The 25,230-nt window shown below is 68.4% G+C and carries 24 protein-coding genes and 1 pseudogene; 15 read left to right on the top strand and 10 right to left on the bottom strand.

Translation table 11 applies throughout. From position 1 onward, the window contains the following. Positions 1 to 21: 21 nt before the first annotated feature. On the bottom strand, positions 22 to 996 hold the full coding sequence (locus ACWDV4_RS08185; RefSeq protein ID WP_449975804.1) for a terpene synthase family protein: 975 nt from the start codon (positions 994 to 996) through the stop codon (positions 22 to 24). A gap of 92 nt (positions 997 to 1,088) precedes the next feature. Here ACWDV4_RS08185 and ACWDV4_RS08180 point away from each other — a divergent pair, with 92 nt between their 5' ends. Next, on the top strand, positions 1,089 to 1,742 hold the full coding sequence (locus ACWDV4_RS08180) for a UbiX family flavin prenyltransferase (protein ID WP_449975802.1): 654 nt from the start codon (positions 1,089 to 1,091) through the stop codon (positions 1,740 to 1,742). Positions 1,743 to 1,766: 24 nt separating this feature from the next. On the opposite strand, the gene ACWDV4_RS08175 is transcribed toward ACWDV4_RS08180, so the two are convergent. After that, positions 1,767 to 2,084 carry a BldC family transcriptional regulator gene (locus ACWDV4_RS08175; RefSeq protein WP_449975801.1) on the bottom strand — a complete coding sequence of 106 codons (318 nt, stop codon included), beginning with the start codon at positions 2,082 to 2,084 and terminating at the stop codon, positions 1,767 to 1,769. Positions 2,085 to 2,333: 249 nt separating this feature from the next. On the opposite strand from ACWDV4_RS08175, the gene ACWDV4_RS08170 reads away from it, so the two are divergent. Then, complete coding sequence (locus tag ACWDV4_RS08170) at positions 2,334 to 2,786, top strand: Lrp/AsnC family transcriptional regulator (RefSeq protein ID WP_449975799.1); 453 nt, start codon at positions 2,334 to 2,336, stop codon at positions 2,784 to 2,786. A 129-nt stretch (positions 2,787 to 2,915) separates the two neighbouring features. Beyond that, positions 2,916 to 4,007, top strand: a complete 1,092-nt coding sequence (locus tag ACWDV4_RS08165; protein ID WP_449975797.1) for a PLP-dependent cysteine synthase family protein — start codon at positions 2,916 to 2,918, stop codon at positions 4,005 to 4,007. A 71-nt stretch (positions 4,008 to 4,078) separates the two neighbouring features. Here ACWDV4_RS08165 and ACWDV4_RS08160 read toward each other — a convergent pair whose 3' ends face one another. The 3 genes from ACWDV4_RS08160 to ACWDV4_RS08150 form a co-directional block, all read right to left on the bottom strand. Further along, positions 4,079 to 4,714 (bottom strand): putative glycolipid-binding domain-containing protein, encoded by a 636-nt coding sequence (locus tag ACWDV4_RS08160; RefSeq protein WP_449975795.1) that lies wholly within the window; start codon positions 4,712 to 4,714, stop codon positions 4,079 to 4,081. 140 nt (positions 4,715 to 4,854) lie between these two features. Next, entirely contained in the window at positions 4,855 to 6,684 is a 1,830-nt protein-coding gene (locus tag ACWDV4_RS08155) for a DEAD/DEAH box helicase (RefSeq protein WP_449975794.1), read from the bottom strand. A gap of 218 nt (positions 6,685 to 6,902) precedes the next feature. Continuing rightward, complete coding sequence (locus tag ACWDV4_RS08150; protein WP_449975792.1) at positions 6,903 to 7,193, bottom strand: hypothetical protein; 291 nt, start codon at positions 7,191 to 7,193, stop codon at positions 6,903 to 6,905. A 7-nt stretch (positions 7,194 to 7,200) separates the two neighbouring features. Between ACWDV4_RS08150 and ACWDV4_RS08145 the strand changes: the two genes are divergently transcribed. From ACWDV4_RS08145 to ACWDV4_RS08135, 3 genes are all read left to right on the top strand, one after another. Further along, positions 7,201 to 7,422, top strand: a complete 222-nt coding sequence (locus ACWDV4_RS08145) for a hypothetical protein (protein ID WP_449975791.1) — start codon at positions 7,201 to 7,203, stop codon at positions 7,420 to 7,422. A gap of 91 nt (positions 7,423 to 7,513) precedes the next feature. Next, the gene (locus ACWDV4_RS08140; RefSeq protein WP_449975790.1) at positions 7,514 to 7,693 is read left to right on the top strand and encodes a hypothetical protein; all 180 of its coding nucleotides are present in this window, start codon (positions 7,514 to 7,516) and stop codon (positions 7,691 to 7,693) included. Between the two features lie 6 nt (positions 7,694 to 7,699). After that, the gene (locus tag ACWDV4_RS08135; protein ID WP_449975789.1) at positions 7,700 to 7,864 is read left to right on the top strand and encodes a hypothetical protein; all 165 of its coding nucleotides are present in this window, start codon (positions 7,700 to 7,702) and stop codon (positions 7,862 to 7,864) included. 1,086 nt (positions 7,865 to 8,950) lie between these two features. Here ACWDV4_RS08135 and ACWDV4_RS08130 read toward each other — a convergent pair. Then, complete coding sequence (locus ACWDV4_RS08130; RefSeq protein WP_449975788.1) at positions 8,951 to 10,357, bottom strand: C40 family peptidase; 1,407 nt, start codon at positions 10,355 to 10,357, stop codon at positions 8,951 to 8,953. A 311-nt stretch (positions 10,358 to 10,668) separates the two neighbouring features. On the opposite strand from ACWDV4_RS08130, the gene mqnE reads away from it, so the two are divergent. The 3 genes and pseudogenes from mqnE to ACWDV4_RS08115 form a co-directional block, all read left to right on the top strand. Continuing rightward, positions 10,669 to 11,838 (top strand): aminofutalosine synthase MqnE, encoded by a 1,170-nt coding sequence (gene mqnE, locus ACWDV4_RS08125; protein WP_449975786.1) that lies wholly within the window; start codon positions 10,669 to 10,671, stop codon positions 11,836 to 11,838. Between the two features lie 70 nt (positions 11,839 to 11,908). After that, the gene (locus ACWDV4_RS08120) at positions 11,909 to 12,334 is read left to right on the top strand and encodes a hypothetical protein (RefSeq protein WP_449975785.1); all 426 of its coding nucleotides are present in this window, start codon (positions 11,909 to 11,911) and stop codon (positions 12,332 to 12,334) included. A 16-nt stretch (positions 12,335 to 12,350) separates the two neighbouring features. Next, positions 12,351 to 12,629, top strand: a pseudogene (locus tag ACWDV4_RS08115) (DUF4229 domain-containing protein); the annotation flags it as partial. Positions 12,630 to 12,737: 108 nt separating this feature from the next. On the opposite strand, the gene ACWDV4_RS08110 reads toward ACWDV4_RS08115, so the two are convergent. Together ACWDV4_RS08110 and ACWDV4_RS08105 are read right to left on the bottom strand one after the other, a co-directional pair. Next, positions 12,738 to 13,484 (bottom strand): ABC transporter ATP-binding protein, encoded by a 747-nt coding sequence (locus tag ACWDV4_RS08110; protein WP_449975783.1) that lies wholly within the window; start codon positions 13,482 to 13,484, stop codon positions 12,738 to 12,740. Positions 13,485 to 13,486: 2 nt separating this feature from the next. Then, positions 13,487 to 16,324, bottom strand: a complete 2,838-nt coding sequence (locus tag ACWDV4_RS08105; protein WP_449975782.1) for an FtsX-like permease family protein — start codon at positions 16,322 to 16,324, stop codon at positions 13,487 to 13,489. A gap of 76 nt (positions 16,325 to 16,400) precedes the next feature. Between ACWDV4_RS08105 and ACWDV4_RS08100 the strand changes: the two genes are divergently transcribed. Both ACWDV4_RS08100 and ACWDV4_RS08095 read left to right on the top strand, forming a co-directional pair. Further along, positions 16,401 to 17,030 (top strand): helix-turn-helix transcriptional regulator, encoded by a 630-nt coding sequence (locus ACWDV4_RS08100; RefSeq protein WP_449975780.1) that lies wholly within the window; start codon positions 16,401 to 16,403, stop codon positions 17,028 to 17,030. Positions 17,031 to 17,131: 101 nt separating this feature from the next. After that, positions 17,132 to 17,515 carry a hypothetical protein gene (locus tag ACWDV4_RS08095; protein ID WP_449975778.1) on the top strand — a complete coding sequence of 128 codons (384 nt, stop codon included), beginning with the start codon at positions 17,132 to 17,134 and terminating at the stop codon, positions 17,513 to 17,515. A gap of 110 nt (positions 17,516 to 17,625) precedes the next feature. Here the strand turns inward: ACWDV4_RS08095 and ACWDV4_RS08090 are convergent, their stop codons facing one another. Continuing rightward, positions 17,626 to 18,999 (bottom strand): C39 family peptidase, encoded by a 1,374-nt coding sequence (locus tag ACWDV4_RS08090; RefSeq protein WP_449975777.1) that lies wholly within the window; start codon positions 18,997 to 18,999, stop codon positions 17,626 to 17,628. A gap of 239 nt (positions 19,000 to 19,238) precedes the next feature. Here ACWDV4_RS08090 and ACWDV4_RS08085 point away from each other — a divergent pair, with 239 nt between their 5' ends. Next, entirely contained in the window at positions 19,239 to 21,131 is a 1,893-nt protein-coding gene (locus ACWDV4_RS08085) for a M14 family zinc carboxypeptidase (protein WP_449975775.1), read from the top strand. Between the two features lie 64 nt (positions 21,132 to 21,195). Here ACWDV4_RS08085 and ACWDV4_RS08080 read toward each other — a convergent pair whose 3' ends face one another. Further along, complete coding sequence (locus ACWDV4_RS08080; RefSeq protein WP_449975774.1) at positions 21,196 to 21,924, bottom strand: FadR/GntR family transcriptional regulator; 729 nt, start codon at positions 21,922 to 21,924, stop codon at positions 21,196 to 21,198. A 219-nt stretch (positions 21,925 to 22,143) separates the two neighbouring features. On the opposite strand from ACWDV4_RS08080, the gene ACWDV4_RS08075 reads away from it, so the two are divergent. The 3 genes from ACWDV4_RS08075 to ACWDV4_RS08065 all read left to right on the top strand — a co-directional run bounded on the left by ACWDV4_RS08075 (position 22,144) and on the right by ACWDV4_RS08065 (position 25,223). Then, positions 22,144 to 23,391, top strand: a complete 1,248-nt coding sequence (locus ACWDV4_RS08075) for an ABC transporter substrate-binding protein (RefSeq protein ID WP_449975773.1) — start codon at positions 22,144 to 22,146, stop codon at positions 23,389 to 23,391. 72 nt (positions 23,392 to 23,463) lie between these two features. Next, positions 23,464 to 24,408, top strand: coding sequence for a carbohydrate ABC transporter permease (locus ACWDV4_RS08070; RefSeq protein WP_449975772.1), 945 nt, complete (start codon positions 23,464 to 23,466; stop codon positions 24,406 to 24,408). Beyond that, on the top strand, positions 24,408 to 25,223 hold the full coding sequence (locus ACWDV4_RS08065) for a carbohydrate ABC transporter permease (RefSeq protein ID WP_449975770.1): 816 nt from the start codon (positions 24,408 to 24,410) through the stop codon (positions 25,221 to 25,223). The genes ACWDV4_RS08070 and ACWDV4_RS08065 overlap by 1 nt, the downstream gene beginning before the upstream one ends. Positions 25,224 to 25,230: the final 7 nt, after the last annotated feature.

Genomic DNA, 25,230 nt, shown 5'->3' with positions numbered 1-25,230 from the left:
CCGGGCTGGCGTACCGGGGGATCAGGTACCGGGGCTGGCGTACCGGGGACTCTCCAGCGACCAGTCGATCGTGCCGCGGATCGAACCGGCCACCGAGTCGAGGTAGTGGCGCAACGGCCGGTCGATCTTCGGGCCGAAGGGGGGTACGGCTGCCTGCAGCTTGGTGAACCGGTCCATGGTCTGCTGCCATCGACGGACCACCATCGAGGAGGCCACCTCGACCGGTACCTGACTCTCGCGGGCGACCGCCAGCACCAGGTTGTGTCCGCCCGAGGTGACCGTGTCCCGGTCCACCGACAACAGGTCGTTGAACCAGGAGAGCAGGTCGTTGCCGGTGGCGGTGATTTCCATGATCAGCGGATGTTGATGGATTGTCGCTGGTAGCGGGGTGCCGGTGGTGAATTCGACCAGGGTGTACGACACGTACGCCGCGGACGTCGCCCGACGCAGGTGGATGTACTCGGTCACGGTCGGGCGTCGGTTCTTCGCCTTGTTGTCCGCCTCCACGAGGATTCCGTCGAGGTGGTGCCGGACCGCGTCGAGAAAACGTGACCGCCACGCGGGCCCCATCCGTTCCCGCGGTGTCCGCCACGCCCGTACCAACATCTGGCGCAGTAACCCGCTGAACGCCGGGTACTGGCGGCGTGGGCCATGCCGCAACATGTGCAGAACCCCGGTGCACAGCCCCCGTACGTCCGGCGCGGTCTCCCCGGGCGGACCGTCGCAGGCGTCGTCGAGCAGGAAGAACCAGGTGAAAAGCGCGGCGATGGTACGAAGATCGGCCGGCGTGGCCTCCGGGTAGAGGCGGCTCGCATAGTGTGCGAAGTTGGCGCGCCGGAGCCGGTCGAGGCGGAGGTCGAGGTCCGGGTTACCGGTCAGCTCGTCGAAGCTGCCCAGCCAGTCGTCGAGCCAGCCCTGTACGGCTGCGGCGTGGGGCGAGATGCGCGACGGTATCGGGCAGTGCGATCGCACCGCCATCAGCCCGGCACGGTCCACGCCGATCGCCTCCACCGGGGAGTTGCAAGGGAAGTTGACAGTATCCCAGGGGCGGCTGGGCGATCACCCCTGGGACAGGGGAAGCTTGGAGCATGCGAAGGCCGTGGGTGGTCGGGGTTTCCGGCGCGTCAGGTACGCCGTACGCGGCGGCAACGATCAATGCGCTGCTCGACGCGGGTGAGGCGGTCGATCTGGTGGTGTCCCGGGCGGCCCGGCTGACGATCCTGGACGAGACGGGCGGGATGTTCCGTGACGGGCACTGGAAGGACGACCTAACCGCCTGGCTGGGGCGGGATCTCGGCGACGCCGACGTGACGTACTGGCCGGCCGGTGATCTGGCCGCCGGGCCGAGCAGCGGATCGTATCCGGTCAAGGGGATGGCGGTCGTGCCGGCGAGTACGGCGGCCTGCGCCGGTATCGCCATCGGCCTGTCCAAGGATCTGTTGCAGCGCGCGGCCGAGGTCAACCTGAAGGAACGTCGCCCGGTGGTGGTGGTGCCAAGGGAGACCCCGGTGACCCGCAGCCACCTGGAACACCTGCTCACTCTGCACGATGCGGGAGCGGTCGTCCTGCCCGCCAGCCCCGGCTTCTACGGTGCGGGGGCCAGCGCCTCGGCTCAACAGTTGGTCGACTTCGTCGCGGGTAAGGTGCTCGACGCGCTCGGCGTACCTCATTCGCTCTTTCGTCGCTGGTCGGGCGCGTTGGGCGCGGCCCGCGAGTCTGGTGCGGTCCGCGCCCGGCCGTGATTGCTGGCCGTACTGCGGTTGGGATCAGTACATTCCGGCAGGGCTGGCGGTGCCGGCACCGGGCGTGTAGCCAGGGCCGGCTGGCGTGGCCGGACCGGGACCGGCCGGGGTGGCCGGACTGGTGCCGGTAGGACGTTGGACGGCGCTCTCATCGATCTCGTCGAGCATGCCCTCGCCTTCCAGCAGGGCGCGTACCTCTGACTCGCGGAACCGACGGTGGCCACCGGGAGTGCGGATACTGCCGATACGACCGGCGGCGGCCCACCGTGTCACGGTCTTCGGGTCGACCCGGAACAGGGCAGCAACTTCGCCCGGTGTCAGTAGACGATCTCCAGTGTCCACAGCCCCCTCCTCGCGTCGCCGAAGCCTCCGGACTGGTAGGTAGGAACCGTCCCCCGGACAGGTGGCTGCCAGAGACCTCGTAAGGGACGTATGGCAATTACAGCATCGTGAGAGTGGCGTGTCCGGCAAACGCGAAAACGCACTTTTTGGGAGGTTGGGCTGCTACGATTTGCGTTATTTAATCTCTTTGTCGCTCATCAAGGTTACCGCCCGCAGGACGGCTCACCCGCCCGGTTAGGGTCACACTCCGTGGATGCCATCGATCTGAGGCTGGTGGAGTTGCTGCGTGGCAACGCCCGGCTCTCCTACGCCGAGCTGGCCCGACAGGTCAGCCTCTCCGCCCCGGCCGTACACGAGCGGGTCGGCAAATTGGAAGCCGGCGGCGTGATCCGTGGCTATCGGGCCGACGTGGAGCCAGAAGCGGTCGGACTGGGCGTGACCGCCCTGATCGGCATCGTCCAGGACTCCGGTGGCGACACCGACGACGTACTCGAAACCATCCGAGCCATGCCCGAGATCGAGTCCTGCTACTTCATGGCCGGCGTGGAATCCTTCCTACTCAAGGCCAGGGTCGGCACCATCGCCGAGTTGGAACTGCTGATCGTACGGCTGAACCGGACCGCCGGCGTGGCGTCGACGCGTACCACGATCGCGCTTTCCACCAAGTGGGAGAACCGGCCACAGCCCATCACCCCCACCTGACCCAGAGCCGGTACGCGCGGCAGGGTTGTTGCCCGACGCGTTCCGCTGGGTTGGCGGGGTCGGTATAAGCGGGTCGCCGGCCAGCGGCCGGGCTGCTGTGGCGGCGCGGAAACTTGTTACGGTCGCGACATGAAACCTCTGGACCGGTGTAACGATGCTGACCGCGCCTGGACGATCGATGCGATCGCCCAGGTGGAGGCGGACGCCAACCGGTCGGCCGACACCCACCTGCTGCCCTTCCCCCTGCCCCGCGACTGGGGAGTCGACCTCTACCTCAAGGACGAGTCGGTGCACCCGACCGGCTCCCTCAAGCACCGCCTGGCCCGGTCCCTGTTCCTGTACGGCCTCTGCAACGGCTGGATCGGCCCCCGAACCACGATCGTGGAGGCGTCGTCCGGGTCCACAGCGGTATCCGAGGCGTACTTCGCCCGGATGCTCGGGCTCCCGTTCATCGCCGTCATGCCCGCCTCCACATCCGGGGAGAAGATCGCCCTGATCGAGTTCCAGGGCGGCCAGTGCCACCTGGTCGACGACCCCGCCAAGGTCGTGATCGAGGCCCGCTGGCTTGCCGAGGACCGGGGTGGGCACTTCATGGACCAGTTCACCTACGCCGAGCGGGCCACCGACTGGCGGGGCAACAACAACATCGCCGAGTCGATCTACACGCAGATGGCGCTCGAACGGCACCCCATCCCGTCCTGGATCGTGGTCGGCGCGGGTACCGGCGGCACCAGCGCCACCATCGGCCGGTACGCCCGTTACCAGCGGCTGCCGACGAAGCTGTGCGTGGTCGACCCGGAGAACTCGGCCTTCTATCCGGCCTGGCGGGACGGCGACTGGTCCATGTCGACCGGCCAGGGCTCGCGGATCGAGGGCATTGGCCGGCCCACGGTCGAACCGTCCTTCCAGCCGGCCGTGGTGGACCGGATGTACCAGGTCCCGGATGCGGCGTCCCTGGCCGCCATGCGGGCGGCCTCCGCCGTACTGGGCCGACGGGTGGGGGGTTCGACCGGCACCAACCTGTGGGGTGCCTTCGGCATCATCGCCCAGATGCGGGCCGCCGGGGAGACCGGCTCGGTGGTGACCCTGCTCTGCGACGGCGGCGAGCGCTACACCGACACCTACTACTCCGACGGGTGGGTAGCCGCTCAAAGCCTCGACCTGGCCCCACACCTGGCCACCGTCGAGCGGTTCCTGGCCACCGGCACCTGGCCATACTGAGATGTTAGGAAGGGCCCCTTCCTATCGCTTTTTGTATAGGAAGGGGCCCTTCCTAACATCAAAGCGGGGGGCTAGCGTGCTGGCGGCTCGCGGCGCTCGGCCAGCCCGGGATAGTGCTCGACGTAGCCGTTGGCATCGAGTTGCAGGTCTGCGGTGAAGCCCTCGCTGGCGAACCGTACGCGGCCCGATCCGAGGGCTGTGTAGACCTGCTCGGCCGGGATCACCACCAGGCTCGGCACCTGCACCCAGACGACGGTGAGCCGGTACGACGTACCCGGCTCGGCGTCGAGCAGGCCGAGTCGGCGTACCGGCAGGGTGTTGAACAGCGGGGCATTGCCAAGGTCGACGTCGATCGCGTTACCGAGTTGGTCGGGGTCCTCGGTGCCCGGCAGCCCGGCGTCCGGGCGTCCGATCGCGCGGAGCGCGGCGGCCAGGTCGCCCTGTTCTGCGGTGTTTGCCCGCCACCGGCCGGCGGCTCGCTCCAGCCGGAGCGTACGCAGCCAGCCGGCGCCCTCGACGCTCACCTCCAGCCGGGCGGCCCCCCAGGTCTCGTCGGTGATCACCTCGTACCGGCAGGTGTAGGGCAGTGGTTCGACGGACAACCCCACGCCCCGAGCGCTGAGGCCGCGCCGGTCATCGAACAATGCCTGGTCGCTGCCGGCGGTGTCGATCCGGGACCAGAAGACTGACTTCGGCATGGTCGGCATGAGCGGAGGTTACCCTCCGTGCGCCTCGCTGGTTTGCCATCTGTACGACGAAGCGCCGTTGCCGGAGATCGGCGGACCATTCCGCTCTCGCTCCGCCGGCAACGGCGCTCGTGTGGTGCTAGGGATCAGTGGGCTAAAAATCAGTGGGTACGCGTCGGGCGGCGCCCGGAGAATCGCCGATCGCCGGTGGTGGCCCGCTCGTCACGGGGCCGGTCGGCCCAGGAACGATCATCGCGTGGGCGCTCGTCCCGGTGGCCGCCCTGAGCACGACCCTCGTGCCGGTACCCGCCCTGGCGATCTCCCGAGTGCCAGCCACCGCCCGACCGGCTGCCTCGCCGCTCGCCGGAGTTTCCGTCACCGAACCGGCGCTCACCCCGGTCGGCCCGGTCCCGGTCACCGGACTGGCGTTCCCCCTGCGGCCGGTCACCGAAGCGGCGTTCCCCCTGCGGCCGGTCTTCGAAGCGACGCTCGCCACGCGGGCGGTCGCCGAAGCGGCGTTCCCCCTGCGGCCGGTCGCCGAACTGACGTTCCCCCTGCGGCCGGTCGCCGAAGCGACGCTCACCCCGGGGGCGGTCCTCGAAGCGACGGTCACCGCCGGGCCGGTCGCCGAAGCGACGCTCGCCACGCGGGCGGTCGCCGTACCGGCGCTCCCCACGGCGCGGCGGTGCCGGTTCGTCGACCACCGGGATGCCGCTGGGTTCCTGGGCCCCGGTCAGCTCGGTCAGGGCGGCGTCACCAGACCGGACCCGGGTCTGCGCCGGCTCGACACCGGCCTTCTCCAGCATCGCCAGCGTCGTACGGCGCTGCTTGGGCAGAACCAGGGTGGCTACCGCGCCGGACTCCCCAGCCCGGGCGGTACGACCCGCGCGGTGCAGGTAGTCCTTCGGGTCCTTCGGCGGGTCGACGTGCACCACGAGGGACACCCCGTCGACGTGAATGCCCCGGGCGGCCACGTCCGTGGCGACCAGGACGTTCATCCGACCCTCTTTGAACTCGGCGAGGGTACGGGTGCGTACCCGCTGGGTCTTGCCGCCGTGCAACGCGCCGGCGCGTACGCCGACCGCCGCGAACTGTTCGACCAGCCGGTCGACGCCCATCTGGGTGCGGGCGAACATCATGGTGCGGCCCTGCCGGGCGGCGATGGACGCGGCCACCGCGAACTTGTCGTGCGGCGGGATCAGCAGCAGGTGGTGGTCCATGGTGGACACCGCAGCGGTCGGCGGGGCGGTCGAGTGGGTGACCGGATCGGTCATGAACCGCTTGACCAGCGTGTCCACGTCGCCGTCGAGGGTTGCCGAGAAGAGCAGCCGCTGCGCGTTTGCCGGGGTCTTGGCCAGCAATTCGGTGACGTCGGGCAGGAAGCCCATGTCGGCCATCTGGTCGGCCTCGTCCAGGACGGTGACCTCGATGTCGTCGAGGTGACACACGCCCCGCGAGATCAGGTCACCGAGCCGACCCGGGGTGGCCACGATGATCTCGACACCGCGACGCAGCGAGTCGATCTGCCGGTCGTACGGCACGCCGCCGACCGCCGTCTTGAGGAACACGCCGACCGACTTGCCCAGCGGCATGAGGGCGTCGTTGACCTGCATGGCGAGTTCCCGCGTCGGCACCAGGACGAGGGCCCGAGGGTGCAGCGACCGGGCGCGTTCGCCTGCGGCCATCCGAGCGAGTACGGGCAGCCCGAAGGCCAGGGTCTTGCCGGAGCCGGTCTGGCCACGGCCGAGTACGTCCCGCCCGGCCAGCGCATCGGGCACGGTGGCCTGCTGGATCGGGAACGGGGTGGTGATGCCTTCTCGGTTGAGCGCCCGGACGAGTTCCTTGGGCAGGCCGAGGGAGGTGAAGTCGGGGGCCGCGACATCGGGGGTCGCGACGTCGGGGGTCGCAGCGGGGGTGGTGGTCGACTCGGTAGCGTCGGCCGGGGTGTCGAGGACGGACGGGAACGTGCTGGGATCAGCGAAGGGCGTCAAGAAAAACCTCTCAAGTGGGGCGCATCTTCGCGATGGCCGCCACGGCACGCAACTCCGCCGGTGATTCGCCCGCAAGATCGCCCAAGGGCGTGTGGTGGGCACGCCAGGTTAGTGATTACCGCCAGTGTACGGGTGTCCGGCGCAGTCGCCACGCGCACGACACTCCCAGTGGGCAGGCTCACCCTTGACAGTGTCGTGCGCAACAGCCGTGGCTACCCTCAGCTGCCCAAGATTCCGTTGAAGACGCTGCTGATGGCGTCGCCAGCCGTGATGGCGAGAACCAAGCCGATTATGACGACGACACCGAGGCCCACCAGCAGCATGATCATCACCTTGGCGTTGCTGCCCACCGAGTCCGGTGTGTCGGCCCATCCTTGCGCCAGGATGTGACCGGTCAGCGAGCCTGAGGTCTCCGACGGATCCCGGAAGGGGAGGGCCATCGTCATCTCGGCGGGACCGGGGCCGTCCGGACTTCCGTACACCCGCCCCGGTGTTGCTTGACGGGGCACCACCGGAGTGTCGTTCCGCGGCGCGGAGGCCTGGGGGTACGGCATCGGCGGCAGTGGGATCGTCGATGAGGACGGGACTGGCGACGACGGGCTGGACGACGACGGGCTGGACGACGGCGGGATAGCCGACGGAGCTGGCGAAGGTGGCACCGACGAAGGCGGCGCTGCTGAGGATGTCCGGCCAGCCGGGAGGCTACCGCCGGGCGTGGTGATCGGCGGCAAGGTGTAGCCGGCCGGACCCGCGACCGACGGGGCAGCAGTCGCCGATGGGACAGCGGCCACCGACGGTGCGGCCATTGCCAGCGGTGCGGTTATTGCCGATGGTGCGGCCATTGCCGATGGTGCGGCCATTGCCGGCGGTGGCGGGAAGGGCGGCACCGGCATCGGGCCGGGCGGTGCCGGGGCTGGCGGTGCCGGTGGGTACGGCGGTGCCGGTGGCGGGGTGGGCGGCGTGGGCGTCGGCGGCGGGGTTGGCGCTGGTGCGGGTGGCGGTGGCGTAGGACCCGGTGGCGTCGGTCCTGGTGGTGGCGGCCCCGGCGGTGACGGACTGGGCGGTGACGGACTGGGCGGCACCGGCTTCGGTGGTGCCGGGAATGGTGCGGGAGTCGGTCCGGGACCGGGCGGGCTGGGCGGTTCCGGGGTTGGCGGCTGGGCTGGGTCCGGGGGCTTGACCGGGTCCGGGGGCCTGACCGGGTCAGGCGGCTCGACCGGATTCGGCTGCTGGGTCGGCGCAGGAAGCTGCACCGGGCTGGCCGTACCAGCCCGGTAGACCTTGGCGCTGCCAGCCGCGGCGGGCGCGGCGGTGCCGTCCTGGTACGCGGTAACGGGCGGCAACTTCGGCATGGACACGGCTGCCCGAGCCGGGATGGATTCGGCCGGGGGGGCGCTGCGCTGGGCGGGTATCACGAGCGGGGCAGCGGCGCTCGGGGCGAGGCCAGGAGAACCGGCCGGCGGGAAAGCCTCCGGCAACGTGTACGTGGGCACCGAGCTACTGGCTGCGGAGGCAGTGGCTGCGGAGGCGGCGGTGGCGGTGGCTGGCACGGAGGCGGTGGCCAAGACCGGCACCGAAGCTGAGGCAGACACCGAGGCTGAGGCTGAGGCAGGCACCGACACTGACGCTAGGGCTGGTACCGGGGCCGGGGCCGGGGCTGGCGACTCTTGTGGCGACTTTGCCGCCTCGTCAGCCGGCATCGAAACGGCGGCAGCGCCGAGATCACCGGCTCGGTACGTCGTACCAGGGGTCACCTCGGCGCGTACCTGCTCGACGTCCTTGGTGCTGGACGAAGCGCGTACCGCCACACTGGCCCGTCCCCGTACGGCTGCCGCCTCGGCCGCGGAGGCTCCGGTCGGTGTGGCCTCCGTGGTGGCGCTTGCCTGTGCCGGCGCAGAGGTTTCCTGGTGTGTGGCCGGCGACTCGGGGCGAGCCGGCCACAGTGCCCCGGCCGGTGGGGCGGGCGGCGGCTCGTACGCCTCGGGCTGGTCCGCCTCGGGATCGTCAGGCAGCGTGGTACCGACCGGTGGCGGTGGCGGCAACGGGGTCAGTTCGGCTGACTCCTCGCTCAGTTCCGCAGCGCTCTCGGGCACTGGACCGGGCGGCGGGGCGGGGGTCGATTCGTACGGTGAACCCTGTCTTTCGTCCATTGCTGCCTCCCGCGCCCAGGCTCGCGCCCGGACCCCCGACGTCGGTCCGGTAGTACTTCGGACTCACGGTGCCATACTCGCGCCCGAGCGCACAGCCGGAGTCGGTACTTGGCGCGTCAGCTGCCGCTCGACTCCGGACCGGCCGAGCCGCCGGTCGGGGTCGGCCCAGCCGAACCGCCGGTCGGCTCCGGGCTGGCGGTCGGTTCAGCCGATGGGGTGGTCGAAGGCGACGTCGTGGCCGGCGGGGTCGTCGGTGGTGTCGTGGGAGGGTTCGACGGGCTGTTGGTGGGGGTCGGCGACGGGCTGGTCGGCGGCTTGGTGGGCGTCGGGGATGGGCCGGTGGTGGGGGGCTTCGTCGGGGTGGGGGACGGACTGGTCGGTGCCGGTACGGCGTCGATCACCCGGGTTGCGGCATAGAGACGCGACCAGGGGACGACCGACCGCTTCACCACGTCGCCAGCGGTGGGGGCGTGCACCATCTTGCCGTCACCGATGTACATGCCGACGTGGTGGACGCTGGTCCAGCTGCTCGTCGAGGCGAAGAACAGCAGGTCACCTGGGAGTAGGTTGTGCCGGGCGACCGGCCGGTTGCGGGTGGCGTAGTACTGGTCCTTGGCCACTCGGGGCAGAGCCCGGTAGTTGGCCTTCGGCGATCGGTAGGCCGCCCACATCAGCCCGGAGCAGTCGAACCGGTTGGGTCCCTCCGCACCCCACAGGTAGGGGTCGCCGAGCTGGGCGAGCGCATAGCTGACGGCGGCCAGCGCGCGGGGGTTGGCGCGCATGCCGTTGACGTCGGTGTCCTTCAGGTATTGCTCGCCGATTCGCTGCTCGGCGGCCTCCTGCTCCCGCTCCAGCGCCTCGATCTGCACGAGGTTGTCCTGCCGGAGCTTGCGGAGCGCAGCCTCCAACCTCTGGTATTCGGCCTCGTTCTTGGTGAACTCCTGGTCGGCGTCCGTGACTGTGGCCTGTGCCGCCATGACCTTCTGACTGGCGGCCTGCTGGGCGTCCCGGGCCCGGCCCAGCTCTCGTACCGGCGCGCTGGTGTCGCCGATGCTGTGCTGCCCCTTCTGCAACCGGTTGAGCGCGCCGAGCCCGTGTAGGTCGCGATCGACCGTGCCGGGTGGCAGGGCGGCGGCCTTCTTCAGCGCCTCGGCGGCTGCGGCATCGGCGACCACCTGCGCCTTGGCCAGGGTCTCGTTCGCCATCCGCAGCTCGTGCTCGGCGGTGGCGAGCCCCACGCGGGCGTTGTCGCGAGACTGGCGCAGAGTGAGCAGATTTTCACCCAGGGTGGCGACCTGGGTTTGCTGGAGGTAGATCTGCGTGGCGAGGGGGCCACTGCCCAGGGTCAGCCCGGTCCCGGGCGTGGAGCCGCCGATCGGGGCACCAGGGAGTTGGACCGGACCGCCCATGGGCAGCGGGCGGGCGCCGCTGTCGGGGACGGTGTTGGGCAGCGCTGGCTCGGCGTACACCGGTGCGGCGAAGGCGAAGGCCACCGCCGCGCCGAGCACGATGGACCAGGCCATAGGTCGGAGAACCGGAGAAATCGTCTCGCTCGATCGGGCCTGCCGCCTGCGCCTGCTGCTCTTGGCCATCCTGCTCCCCGTCCGGCGATGGAAGAGCCGCGCGGCTGGCGCGGCGGGGGTGGTCTGACACCGAGTGTGTCTCGTGTCCTAGTTCGTCTTACCGCAATGCTTCGCCGTTGTCGATTGCCTATCGGGTAACGAGACACTGAGAATCTGGTGAAGTACGTCGCTGCCCGGCGGCCGGGCGTCCGGTCGGTCACCGATGCCACGTACGCTCGGTCGTGGACCGCTGGTGGAAGGGACGGGTTGGCATGGACGCCGGACGCAAGCGTGAGCTGGAAGAGAAGGTATACGCCGGGGAGCGGCTGAGCCGCCAGGACGGCGAGGACCTCTACGCCAGTGACGACCTGGCGTGGCTGGGGCGACTGGCCCACCACCGCCGTACGGAGATGAACGGCGACCGGGTGATGTTCAACGTCAACCGGCACCTCAACCTGACCAACGTGTGCAGTGCCTCCTGCGCGTACTGCTCCTTCCAGCGCAAGCCGGGCGAGAAGGACGCGTACACCATGCGGATCGAGGAGGCCGTCCGCAAGGCCAAGGAGATGCAGGACGAGCAGCTCACCGAGTTGCACATCGTCAACGGCCTGCACCCGACCCTGCCCTGGCGCTACTACCCGAAGGTGCTGCGCGAGCTGAAGGCGGCACTGCCGAACGTCAACCTGAAGGCGTTCACCGCGACCGAGGTGCAGTGGTTCGAGAAGATCAGCGGCCTGTCCGCCGACGAGATCCTCGACGAGCTGATCGACGCCGGGCTGGAGTCGCTGACCGGCGGCGGCGCGGAGATCTTCGACTGGGAGGTACGCCAGCACATCGTCGACCACGCCTGCCACTGGGAGGACTGGTCGCGGATCCACAAGCTGGCCCACTCGAAGGGCCTGCGGACGCCCTCGACCATGCTCTACGGCCACATCGAGGAGCCCCGGCACCGGGTGGACCACGTGCTGCGGCTGCGCGAGTTGCAGGACGAGACCGGCGGCTTCACGGTCTTCATCCCGCTGCGCTACCAGCACGACTTCGTCGACTCGGCGGACGGCAAGATCCGTAACCGGATCCAGGAGCGGACCACGATGGCCTCGCCGGCCGAGTCGTTGAAGACGTTCGCCGTCTCCCGGCTGATGCTCGACAACATTCCGCACGTCAAGTGCTTCTGGGTGATGCACGGTCTGTCGTTGGCCCAGACGTCGCTCAACTTCGGCGTGGACGACCTGGACGGCTCGGTCGTCGAATACAAGATCACCCATGACGCTGACTCGTACGGCACCCCGAACACCATGCACCGCGAGGACCTGCTGAACCTGATCTGGGACGCCGGCTTCCGCCCCGTCGAACGGGACACCCGTTACAACGTGGTACGTGAATACGACGGCCCGCCGTCGCTGGCGGAGCGTCGGTCCGAGCCGCAGCAGGTCTGGGCCTGACCGCCGCCGACTCACCACCGGTATGGGCGGCCGAGGCCGTCCGGGCCAGCTCACGTACCCTCGACTGGTTATGAGCGAGCAGCAGAGCAGCGGCTTTCCCCGGCGGGACGACGACGGACGCATCACGTACCTCACCGACCTGCTCGGGATCATCCTGGCCGGCCTGGTCATCGGTGTGTTGATCCTGGTGCTCTTCGACTGGGTCGTGGTGCTGCTCGGGTTGGACACGTTCGGTCGGGCCAACGGCTGGCTGGCGGTGATCCTCCCGGCGTGGCTCTTCGTCGAGGAGTTCCGCGTCTGGGAGCGGGGGCCGGCCCGGATCGCGGCGGCCCTGGTGGCGGCGATCGTCGGCATCGCCGCCGGGCTGCTCGTCGCCGGGTTGGTCGGCGCCCTGCCGTCGCTGGCTTCCGGTGCGCTCGCGGCGGCGGTCTTCTCGCTGTCGTACGCGTTGGTCTGGTTCGTGGGCGTCCGGTGGCTGAGCCGCCGGATCGGCTGATCGGAAGGAAAGAGCGATGGGTGCCGCGGCGAAGTACACGCTGGGCCGGATTGGCCTGTTCGTGGTGATCGTGCTGGCACTCCTGCCGGTGGAGATCAACCTCTTCCTGAAGCTGATCCTGGCCTTGGCCTTCTCCGCCGCGTTGTCGTTCTTCCTGCTGCGCGGCTGGCGTGACGAGATGGCCCAGGAGATGGCCGACGCGGCCGACCGGCGCAAGGTCGAGAAGGAGCGGTTGCGTAGCGCCCTGGCCGGTGACGACGCCGGTGACGCCGCCGTCGACCAGGCCGGCCAGGCGAAGCAGCCCACTGCCGACCGGGCGCAGGCCGACCAACTCAAGACCGACCAGCCCAAGGCCGACCAGCCCAAGCAGGCGAAGCGGTCCAAGAAGGGGCCGGGCGGGAAGTCAGAGTCGTAGTCGCGAGGCGCGGTCCAGCGTCACCGCCGGATCCTCACCCCCGGTCAGGTCGAGATCGTCGACGATCTTGCCGTCGCCGAGTCGGATGAGCCGATCGCAGCGGGCCGCGATGTGCTGCTCATGGGTGGCGAGCAGAATGGTCATCCCATGCTCGTCGCGTAGCCGGAGCAGCAGGTCGAGGATCTGGCCGCTGGTGGTGGAGTCGAGGTTGCCGGTGGGCTCGTCGGCGAGTAGCAGCCGGGGTGTGCCCATCAGCGCCCGAGCTATCGCCACCCGCTGTTGCTGTCCGCCGGAGAGCTGTGCGGGCAGGGCTCGTTCCCGTCCGGCGAGTCCCACCTCGTCGAGCAGTTCCCGGGCCCGTACGACGGGGTTGGTCCGGTTTCGATAGGGCAGCACCGGCGCGACGACATTGTCCAGTACGGTCAGCGCCGGCAGCAGGTGGTAGCGCTGGAAGACGAAACCGATGCCCCGCCGGTAGCTGGCCAGACAGCCCCGGCGCAGCGACGTTATCTCCGTGCCGCCCACCGTGATCGTGCCGCCGTCGGCCTGCTCGATCGCGCCCACCAGATGTAGCAGAGTCGATTTTCCCGATCCACTCCGGCCGGTGACCGCCACCACCGAACCGGCTTCGATCTCCAGGGTCACTTCGTCGACGGCGGTGATCTGGTCAGTACCGGAGCGGAACTTCTTGACCAGACCGGCGACCCGGACGCTGGCCCCCGTATGGGACGTCATCGTCACTCCTCTGCCAGTAGTCGTGCGGTGGGTAGCCGGCGTAACAGAGCGGCCGGGACGAGGGCGGCCAAGCCGGTGAGCAGGACCCCGGTGAGTGCTGTGCCGACTGCCACCAGAACCAGGACGCCGGGAAGGTCGCCGACCAGCCAGGCCGCGCCGGCCAGTCCGACCGCGGCCCCGGTGACCGCGCCGAGCATTCCGAGGGCGAGTCCCTCGTAGGTGACCAGGCGGCTCAGGGCAGCATTGGTCCAGCCGACGGCCTGTAGGGTGGCCAACTCGGCGGCCCGGTCCCGGATATTCAGATAGAGCACGTCGGCCACGGCGGCGGCACCGAGCAGTACGGTGGCGACGGCGGCGACAGTGTCCGCACCGCGCACGCTCAGCGAGACCACGTCACCGAGCAGACTGCCGACGATGGCGCCCCGGAAGGCGTACGCGGCGGCGGTCACCAGGGTCAGCGCGGCGATCCCGATGCCGAGCGCGCTCGCCCCGAGCAGGGTGCGGCCGGGGGTGCGGGTCAGGTTGACCAGGGCCAGCCCGAGTACGGTGCGGGGCCGCCGGCTGCGCCGGGGTGGGGCGACGGCAGGGCGCAGGGCGGCCGCCGGGTGCGCACGGCTGGCCCGTACCGCCGGGACCGTGCCCGCCGTCAGGGCCAGCAACAACGCCACCGGTACGGCGAGCGCCGCGCGCTGCCAGCCGATGCCGATGCCGAGCGCGGCGGAGACCGGGATCGCCAGAGCGAGGGAGAGCACCCCGGCGGCCAGGCCGAGGGTCGCCACCTCGCCGAGGATCAGCGCCCCGATCCGGCGCGCCGGCCAGCCGAGGCAGGCGAGGATCGCCAGTTCGGACCGGCGGTCCCGGACCGCGGCGGAGACGGCGTTGGCCAGGAACAACGCACAGACCACCAGCACCAGCAGGAACAACACCACGCTTTTGCGATCGACCGACCGGATGATGGTCGAGGCGACGCCCAGCGCAGACCAGTTCTCGGTCAGCCGTAGCTGTGGTCGGCCGAACTTGCCGGCGGCGAGTTCGACGGTCTGCGGTGCGGGCGAGGAGCCGAGGGTGATGTCGACGTCCAGGCCGGTGGTGGTGGCGATCCGCTCGGCGATCAGGCGCACCCGCTCGGCCGAGCGCTCGGTATATCCGGCCACGTCGGATACCCGTACCCGGATGGCGCTGATCGGGGCCTTGAGTTGTGGACTTCCACCGCCCTCCAGGAGCTTCGGGACCGAGGCGAGGGTGGTGAGCAGCAGCGGCGGTGGCGAGAGGTATCCGCCCGGGTTGCCGCTCGGCGCCAGCGGCTGGTCGCCGAGCGCGGTCCGACTGGGTGCGTCGGCACCCTGGGCCGTCGGCGGCTCGTACGTCTCCAGCGGCACCCGGGAGAGGTCGCTGAATCCGGTGAGCTTCTCCGGATCGAACATCCCCACCGGTTCTATGTGCCGGTATGGCGTGGTCATGGATACCTTGGCCAGTGACAGGTCGGTCAGCGGCCGGAAGTTGAGGTCGTCGGCGAGCCAGGGCCGGGGCAGTGAGCTGCCAATCTGCCGTACGTCGGTGAACACTGCCGTTGGCGGGAAGGCGCGGGCCCGGAGTGTGCCGTCGGGCAGTACGTCGTATCCTGTCGGGCCGGCCTGGACCAGTTCGTTCAAGCCACCGGGCACGCCACTGTCGTTCTTCAGCGTGTTGCTGACCTCGGTCCGGTAGCTCGCGGCCAGGTCACTCTGGCTCGCGCCGGCCGGAACGCCGGTGGCCCTGCCCAACGTCTTATCCAGTTTGAGCGGATCCAGCCCGGCCACTTGCGCCGTCGGCAGCCGGGTGTAGTTGGCGTGCAGTGCGCCGTCGACGTACGGACGGCTGGTGGCCAGCACCGGGAACGCCCGGTTCACCGTATTGGACACCTTGAAGTCCTGGGGGACGTCGTCGACCGTGAGGGGGCGCCCGTCAGTGACGGCGCTGGCCAGTCCGACCAGCCGCTCCTCGGCGCCTGGGTCGACGGCGGCCAGCAGCAGCGGCACGCTCATCCGTAGCGGTATCGTCAGCCGATCTGTCGGCGTCGGCGGTGCCTCCGCCGGTCCACGTGGGCCGCCCTGCTCGAAGCGACCATCCGGCAGCAGCCGTGCCATGGTGAGCGACCAGAACTCCCGTTCGGAGGTGTTGGAGATCCTTCCCGCTCCGGAGAGGGACCGTATCGGCTCGCAGATCGTCGCGGTGCCACCGTCCGGCAGCACCTCCCGAATCGGTGGTCCGCACACCTCCGACTCCGGGTACAACTGGCCGTCGCTGTAGCGAAGCTGTTTCCTGCCGCTGGTGAAGAGTTCGTCGAGGATCGGGTAGATCAGCGGATTCCTGGTGACGTAGACATAGTTGGGCTTTGTCGTGGTGGCGGTGGAGAGCCCTCGTTCGGCCAGGAACTTCGAGTCGATCCGGATCACCTGGCGGTCCAGTGACCGGTCGACCGCGTCGGTCAGGTCGAGGGGGATCGGCATGCCGTAGGTGGTGTAGCCCAACATCGCGATCGGTGCGGCGACGTCCACGCCACCGAGCGCCTTCACCTGGTCGTACTGTTGCGTGGTTATGCCGCCGAAGAGGCCGGAGAGATAGTTGGGCTGGACCAGTCGGCGTTCGGCCTCCAGCGGGGTGCGGGCCCCTTTCGGACGGACCAGGATGTCGTACGCCGCCCGGGTGTTCCGTTCGACGGCACCGGTCACTTCGAGTCGGGACGCGGTGGTGGTGCCGGTCAGTACGACGAAGCCGGTGGTCGCCACCAGCACGCCTGCCAGCAGCGCCACCGACCGGCCAGCACGGCCGCGAAGTTGTTGCCAGATGAAGCCGAACATGTCGCGCCTCCCCGTGTGCTGACTCACACTGTGCGCGATACATTGTCACAATGCAAGACCTCGGACAGGAGACGACATGGCGATCCAGCACGCGGTCCTGGCACTGCTCGCCAGCGGGCCAAGCTATGGCTATGAGCTCAAGGGGTCGTTCGAGGCGGCGGTCGGTCCACAGTGGGGGCCGCTGAACATCGGGCACCTCTACCAGATTCTCGACCGACTGTCCCGAGACGGACTGGTGGTTGCCGAACGACAGTCGCAGCCGGTGAAACCAGACCGGGTGGTCTACGAGATCACCCCGGCTGGCCAGCAGGAACTCGACGCCTGGCTGTCCGCGCCGAGCCCGCGCAGCGGCGGATTCCGGGACGACTTCTTCCTCAAGGTCACCGCCGCCGCCCGGTCCGGCTCACCCGACGTGGTACGCACCGTGCTCGGCAATCAGCGCGGCCACCTGCTTCGCGAGTTGCGTAACCTCGACGGGCTGCGCCGCCAGGCGGATGATCCGGTGGTGGGTCTGCTGCTCTCGGCGGCCAGCCGACACGTCGAGGCCGACCTCGCGTTCGTTGAGGACGCCGAGGCTGCGCTGCTCGGCGACGATGGTCGGACCCTGGCCGCCTTGGTTGAGGCCCGTCATGCCGAACGGTCGGCGGATGGCGCTCCCCCTGCCGACGTGCCGATCAGAAGCGCGGGCGGCAGCCGACACGGTTAGGCCGGAACCGAGCGGGAACTACCGTGTGCCCCGCCTCGACGCGAACACGCGCAGAAGCAGGCGCGGGCGAAGGTCGGTTGAGGCTTTGGGAGGTGACTGCGGTGGCGGGAGAGGACGATCCGGAAAAGATCGACGAAAGTGATCCGTTGTACTCGGGAGCGATTACCTGGCGGGTTGGCGAACTGGGCGGTGGAACCCAGGAAGTAGAGGTCAGCGTCGTGGTCGGGGAGGGCACCGAACCGCCACCGCCGGAGGAATATGTTGCCGTCTGCCTGGATTACTACCACGACCCCAGCCTCCCCGGTGCGATGGCGAGCGGGGTACGGGCGAACGGCGTCTGGGTGGGGCCGTCGCACGGCAATCACTACGACGGTGCGTTGGGCGAGGCCTCAGCGCATGAGCACCCCGGTGCGCGGGTCGCGATCGATCTTCCCGGTGACTGGTACCAACTACCGGGCGAGCCGTACCCCCGTCACCTTTACTAGCTAAGTGGCCGACCAGTCGTTGGAACACCGCGTACGTCGAACGAGTCGGATGACGTACGCGGTGTTCCAGCCGAGCGGTACCCGGTTACCAGTCGAGCGGTAGCCGACAGTTACCAGTTGGTGGAGCCGGCGACCTTCGGCCAGGGCTTCCACTCCGGCTTGATCAGGTACGCGACGCCGCCCGGGCCACCGGAGACGCCACCGCTGGCGTTGTAGCGCTTGGTCCGCAGCCAGATCTGCTCGAACTGCTCCCGCTTGTAGACGTTGCGCACCACGTCGTTCGAGGACGAGGCGGGGTCGTTGACGATGACGTCACCGTCGGCGGTGAAGCCGACCACCACGAACAGGTGGCCCGCCGTACCGTAGTTGGCACCGTCCAGCTCGCTGGCCAGGAAGGACTGGCTGGTGATGACCGGGATGCCAGCCTTGATGAAGCGTTCCACCTCGTCCAGCGAGTGCAGCCGGGTCACCTTGGCTTCCAGACCGGGGAACGAGGCGGCGTACGCGGTGTTGAAGGGCCAGTTGCCGGCACCCTCGTACGCGTAGTCGTAGACCATCCGGGCGGCGTGGTTGACCGTGTGGTCCGGGTACTCCGGGTTCACCCACGAGGTGTCCTCGGCCGACGGCTTGCGCCCCCAGTACTCGACGACCATCTCGGTGGAGGTGGGCGAGCACCAGGCCTGGCCGCCGCCGTCGTACTCGGGGTAGTGGCCCTTGTGGATGTTCTGTGAGTAGGTCGGCACGGCCAGCTCCCGGCCCCAGGCGATGCCGCCGGCGCTCGGGGTGACGGTGAACCGGTCCGGGACGTACGAGCTCATCGCACCGAGCATCGTGACCCGGGGGGCGCGCAACTGGTCGGGAGCGCGGTAGAGCGTCAGCTTGAGCTGGTACGCCTGGAGCATCACGCCGTTGGCCACGTCGTCGATGGAGAAGGTGTCGGTCCAGATCGACGACCACGGGTCGCCCTGCCGGTTGACGGTGGTACGCCGGATGTCCTGGTCGCCCGAGGCCCAGCGGCCCATGACGTACCAGGGGGTCTGGTTTCCGGTGTTGTAGGTGCCCTGCATCTCGATCTGGATCCAGGTGCCGGCGGGGGTATCGGCGTTCCAGGAGGCGATCAGTTCGCTGGCGTCGAAGCCGACCTGGGTCACCGGGGAGGTCCAGGTGCTGTACGACCAGGTCTTGGTGAGGCCGGTGTGCGGGTCGGTGTAGTCGGTGGTGCCGACCGGCTTCGCCATGGTGATGCCGGTACGGGCACCGGGCAGGGCGATGGTGCCGGCGTGGGTGCCGCGACGCCAGTCCGCGTAACTGTTCCAGTCCTGGTAGGTGATCTGCTCGTCGTGGGTGATCGGCGCACCGCTGGTGGCACCGGCTCCGGCGGTGCCGAGGGCACCGGGGACGGCGTGTGCTGGTGCGGTGGTGCCGAACAGGGCGAGCGCGGTGACGCCGGCGAGGGCGACCGCGTGCAAACGGGGTCTGGCCATATGGCTACTCCGAGGGGGTTCGGGGGTTTACTGCCGCCACTATCCCGCCCGCAAGGAAGTTTCGCCAGATGTCTATTGGAAGAAGAATCCTGCCGAATGCCGTGATTCGGCGAAGCGGGAGTCGGTTTGGGAAGCATGATCCACACAAAGAAAGAAAGTGATAGATATTGATATGACCATGGATCGATGGTGCAGTTGTTCATCGACAGCGGGCTCCTCCACACCCCCAGGAGGTACGTATGCGCCTACGCGCACCCAGCACCCGATCCACGTCGCCGCGCCGGAGCACCATCCTCGCGGCAGCTCTCGCGATCGGGCTGATCGCCACCGTGACCGGCCCGGTCTCCGCCGACCCGGTTCCCAGCACCCCCGAATCCGCATCGGCGAGCGCCGCCGCCACCCAGTACCGGGTGCTCGGGCCACGTACCCTGGCCGACCGCAACGCGGTCGCCCAGACCGGCGCGGCCATCGACTACAGCGAACACGGCGTGCTGGTCGTCTCCGCCACCGCGACCGAGGCCAAGGCGATCGCGGCGCTCGGCTTCCAGCTGGAGGCCGTACCGGCCCCGTCGACCGGGGACATCGGCACCAACGGGTTCCCGTCCGCCGACTCCAACTACCACGACTACGCCGAGATGACCGCCGTCATCAACCAGGTGGTCTCCGACCACCCGACGATCGCCCGCAAGAGCAGCATCGGCAGCTCGTACGAGGGTCGGGACCTGCCGGTCATCAAGATCTCCGACAACGTCGCCACCGACGAGGACGAGCCGGAGATCCTGTTCAACTCCCAGCAGCACGCCCGCGAGCACCTGACCGTCGAAATGGCGATCTACCTGCTCAACCTCTTCACCGACAACTACGGCACCGACTCGCGGATCACCAACATCGTCAACACCCGCGAGATCTGGATCGTGCCGACCGTCAACCCGGACGGCAGCGAGTACGACATCGCCACCGGCTCCTACCGGTCCTGGCGCAAGAACCGGCAGCCCAACAGCGGCTCGTCGTACGTCGGCACCGACCTGAACCGCAACTGGTCCTACCAGTGGGGCTGCTGCGGTGGCTCGTCCGGCTCCACCTCGTCGGAGACCTACCGTGGCCCGTCCGCCTTCTCCTCCCCGGAAACCGCGGCGCTGCGGAACTTCGTCAACGGCCGAGTCGTCGGTGGCGTCCAGCAGATCAAGGCCAACATCGACTTCCACACCTACTCGGAACTGATCCTCTGGCCGTTCGGCTACACCACGGCGAACACCGCGCCCGGCCTGAACACCGACCAGGAGGCGACCTTCCGCACCCTCGGCCAGCAGATGGCGGCCACCAACAACTACACCCCGGAACAGTCCAGTGACCTCTACATCACCGACGGTGACAGTATCGACTGGATGTGGGGCCAGCACCAGATCTTCGCGTACACCTTCGAGATGTACCCCGGATCGGCCCTCGGCGGCGGCTTCTACCCGCCCGACGAGGTGATCCCCGCGCAGACCTCCCGCAACCGGGAAGCCGTCCTGCTGCTCAGCGAGTACGCCGACTGCCCGTACCGGGTCATCGGTAAGCAGGCCGAGTACTGCGGCGACGGTGGCGGCGGTGGCACCACCGTCTGGTCCGACACCTTCGAGACGGCGACCGGCTGGACCACCAACCCGTCCGGCACCGACACTGCCACCTCCGGGGCGTGGGAACGGGGCGCTGCCCAGGCGACCACCTCCAGCGGGGCCAAGCAACTCGCCCCGTACGCCGGTAGCAACGACCTGGTCACCGGTCGGCTGGCCGGCACCGCCGCCGGTGACTATGACATTGACGGCGGCGTGACCAGTACGCGTTCACCGGCGGTGACCCTGCCGGCCAGCGGTACGTTGACGCTCTCCCTGGCCTGGTATCTCGCGCACGGCTCGAACTCGTCGTCCGCGGACTACTTCCGGGTCAGTGTGGTGCACAGTGGTGGCACCACCGCCCTGCTCACCCAGAACGGGGCGGCCAGCAACCGTAACGGCACCTGGGCGACGGCCAACCTCGACCTGTCGGCGTACGCCGGGCAGTCGGTCCGCATCCTCATCGAGGCGGCCGACGCCAGCGGCGCCAGCCTCGTCGAGGCCGGCGTGGACAACGTCACCATCACCGCCGCCTGATGATAGGAAGGGCCCCTTCCTATCGCATTTTGTATAGGAAGGGGCCCTTCCTAACCGGCCAGCCTCACCGCAGATGCGATTCCTGGACGGGCTCATTGGTCTGTTCCCACATGGACTTCATCTCGTCGAAGGCCTGCTCCATGATCTGCACCATCGCGTCCTTCGCGCGCTCACCATCACGTCGTTGGATCGCCTGCGCCACGTCGGCATGAAGTTGGAGTGCCTGCTCGTCGGGATAGTGTGGCATGAGGTCGTAGTGGTGCCGGCCGGCAAGCACCTCTGCCACCAGTTCCTGCAGCTTGACGAACATCTCGTTGCCGGAGGCGAGCAGGACCCGGCGATGGAACTCGATGTCCAGTCGGAGGAACTCGGGCTCGTTACCGGCCTTGCCGGCCGCCCACATCTTCGCGGCGAGCCCGACGAGATCGCTCGCCTCGTCGGGGCTCGCCCGTTCGGCCGCGAACCAGGCGGCCTGCGGCTCGACCGCGGTACGCAGTTCGGTGATCGAGCGGAGCTGGGTCATCCGGCCGGTGGAGGTGAGTCGCCAGCGGATCACCTGGGGGTCGAACACGTTCCATGCGGTTGCGGGTCGGATCAGGATGCCGACCCGGCGTCGTGTCTCGACGAGGCCCATGGCGGCCAGTACTCGCAGGACCTCGCGGACGACGGATCGGGACACTGTGTACTGCTCGGCAAGGTCGTCGATGTAGAGAACCGACCCGGGTGCCAGTTGGCCCGCGCAGATGGCCGTGCCGACGTGGTGGAGCACGCGGGCGTGCAGGCCGGGCTCCACAGGACCGAGTCGATGGCTTTCATCGACTAATGACGATTTTGTCACCAACAAAGCATACCAGTTGTGATCTAACTCTTGATACATCTGGTTTATCGCCCTAACATCCCCGCATTAAAGCGGATGTAAAGCATCTGCGGCGGGCGCTCCAACGGCGGGGCGACCGAGGAAGGGGAGAAGGACGTGTTGCGACGACAGTCCGTTATCGGAACCTCACTGCTTATGGTCGCTGCCCTTGGCCTGGCAGCCTGCGGGGACGGCGGCGACGGTGCCGGGTCGAAGACGCTGCGGGTGACCTTTGCCAACCACGTGTGGACGGAGAACATCAAGCAGGCGCTGCCCGAGTTCGAGAAGCAGACCGGCCTGACAGTCCAGATCACCCAACTCGGTGAGGACCAGCTCTCGGACCAGTACAACGTCAAGCTCAACGCCGGATCCAGCGATCTCGACGTGATGATGTACCGCCCCCTCCAGGAGGGCAGGCTGTTCGCGAAGAACAAGTACCTCACCGACCTGTCCGACCGGGTCGAGGCGAACAAGGAGTGGGACTTCAGCGACTTCCAGGCTGGCCCAGTGCAGGCCACCACGTACGAGAACAAGGTGGTGGGCGTCCCGATCATCACCGAGCAGGAGGTCCTCTACTACCGCAAGGACCTGCTGGCGAAGGCGGGCCTGACCGCCCCGCCGAAGACCCTCGACGAACTCAAGTCGGCGGCGACGGCGATCGAGGCGGCCAACCCGGGTGTCGCGGGCTTCGTGGCCCGGACCGGAAAGTCGGCGGCAGTCACCCAGTTCTCCAGCTTCCTCTACAGCTTCGGCGGCGACTTCGTCGACGGCAGCGGCAAGGCCGCCGTCAACAGCGAACAGGCCAAGCAGGCGTACGCCTTCTACGGCGGGTTGCTCAAGGATCAGGGCCCCGAGAACGTCAGCACCGACATGAGCTGGTCCGAGGCGATGGCGATCTTCACCCAGGGCAAGGCCGCGTTCTACACCGAGGCCAACTCGCTCTACAAGAACGCCACCGACCCGGCCAAGTCGAAGGTCTCCGACACGGTGGGGTTCGCCCCGTTCCCGGCTGGCCCGGCCGGCTCGAAGCCGTACAACATCCCGTCGTGGGCGCTGGGCATCAACGACGCCTCGAAGAACAAGGACAACGCCTGGAAGTTCATCGAGTGGGCCACCAGCAAGGAGCAGACGCTGGCACAGCAGAAGTCCGGCGTTCCGGGTGGCCGTACCTCGGTGTGGGCGAATCCGGAGGGCACCGCGACCTACCCGAAGGACCTCGCTGACGCCATCGCGGTCAGCACCGCGACCGGCGTCGGCCATGACCGGCCGTTGGTCGTCAAGGTGCCAGAGGCTCGGGAGATCGTCGGTCAGCCGATCGTCGACGCGATCACCGGCAAGGACGTGTCCGCCTCGGCGGACAAGGCCAATGCGGCCTTCCAGAAGTTGCTGGACGACGAGAAGTAAGCCGATGAGCGCCGGTGGCGGAGTGACGCCGCCACCGGCCCAGTACAGGGCCCGCCGAACCCGGAGATCCTCATGGCAGCAGCCACCACAGTCACCAAGACGTCCGACAAGCCCGCCACCTTCTCCGACGCGTCCGCCTGGTCGCGTTGGGCCAACGAACACCGCAAATGGCTTTTCGCCGCGCCGGCCATGGCCTTCGTCGCCGTGCTGATCGTCTTTCCGCTGGCCTGGACCACCTACCTCAGCCTCACCGACGCCGAGGGGTCGGTGCGGGCGGAGTCCGAGTTCGTCGGCATCCAGAACTACCTTGACGTGCTCTCCGACACCGACCGATTCTGGCCCGCCGTGCTGCGGACGGTCGCGTTCACCGGGGTCGCCCTCTTCTTCGAGGTCGTCCTCGGCATGATCATCGCGCTGCTGTTGTGGCGGCCGTTCAAGGGGGAGAAGTGGGTTCGGGTGGCGATCCTCATGCCGCTGGTGGCCACCCCGGTCGCGGTCGGCATGATGTGGCGGCTCATCTTCGACCCCAACATCGGTATGGCGAACCAGATGCTCGGCTGGATCGGGATCGGACCTCAGCCCTGGCTCGCCGGACAACACACCGCGTTGCCGACGACGATATTCATCGACATCTGGCAGTGGACGCCGATGGTCGTACTGATCCTGCTCGCCGGTCTGACCTCGTTGTCCGATGAGCCGGACGAGGCGGCGCGCATCGACGGCGCCAACGCCTGGCAGCGGTTCTGGCGGGTCACCCTGCCGTTGATGAAGTCCACCGTGATCGTCGCGATCCTGCTCCGCGGTATCGACGCGCTGAAGACGTTCGACATCCTGTACGCGACCAAGGGTCGGGGCGGTGGCTCGTTCCACGAGGTCGAGACGTTGAACGTCTACGCCTACGGCCTCAGCTTCGACTACAACGAGTACGGCATCTCTTCGACGGTCCTCATCATCTTCTTCCTGATCATCATCGGTCTGATGTGGGTACTGACCTCCCGCAGGAAGGGCGCGCGCTGATGAAGACCCGAACCTCCTACAAGGCCCTGCGTGTGGTCACTCTGACCCTTGTGGTGATCTCGCTGCTCGCACCGCTGGCCTGGATGGTCGCCGCCTCGTTCAAGACCAACGTCGACATCCACGACACCAGCAAGGCGTTGGTGTTCACGCCCACGCTGGAGAACTACAAGACCGTTCTGCAACAGGCGAACTATTTCCAGTTCATTGTCAACAGCCTCTGGGTCGCCTTCGCCGCCACCCTGTTCTCCCTCATCCTGGGTGTGCCGGCGGCGTACTCCATGAGTCGCTTCAACATGAAGAAGTCCGCGCTCGTGGTGCTGATGGCACGGGTGATCCCGGGCGTCTCCCTGCTGGTGCCCTGGTACTACGTCTTCTCCAACCTGCGCATGGTCGGCGGCTTCACCGTGCTGATCCTCAGCCACATGTTCGTGTCGCTGCCGCTGATCGTGTACATCATGATGGGCTTCTTCGACAGTCTGCCCGCTGAACTCGAAGAATCAGCCCTGGTCGACGGACTGACCCACATCGGCGCGTTCCGTCGCATCACGCTGCCGCTCTCCGCACCCGGTATCGCCACCGCCGGCATCCTGTCGTTCATCTTCTCCTGGAACAACTTCATGTTCGCCCTGGTGTTGTCCGGTGCCGACACCAAGACGCTGCCCGTCGCGATCTTCGACTTCGTCGGCTACGCCAGCATCGACTGGGGTGGACTCATGGCCGCCACGACCGTGGTCACCCTTCCGATCATGGTGATCGCCCTGTTCGTGCAGAAGTACGTCGTTTCCGGCCTCACCGCCGGCGCAACGAAGGGCTGAGGTCACC

The organism is Micromonospora sp. NPDC003197 (genome assembly GCF_053590565.1).
This window is presented reverse-complemented; position numbering and strand designations above follow the sequence as displayed.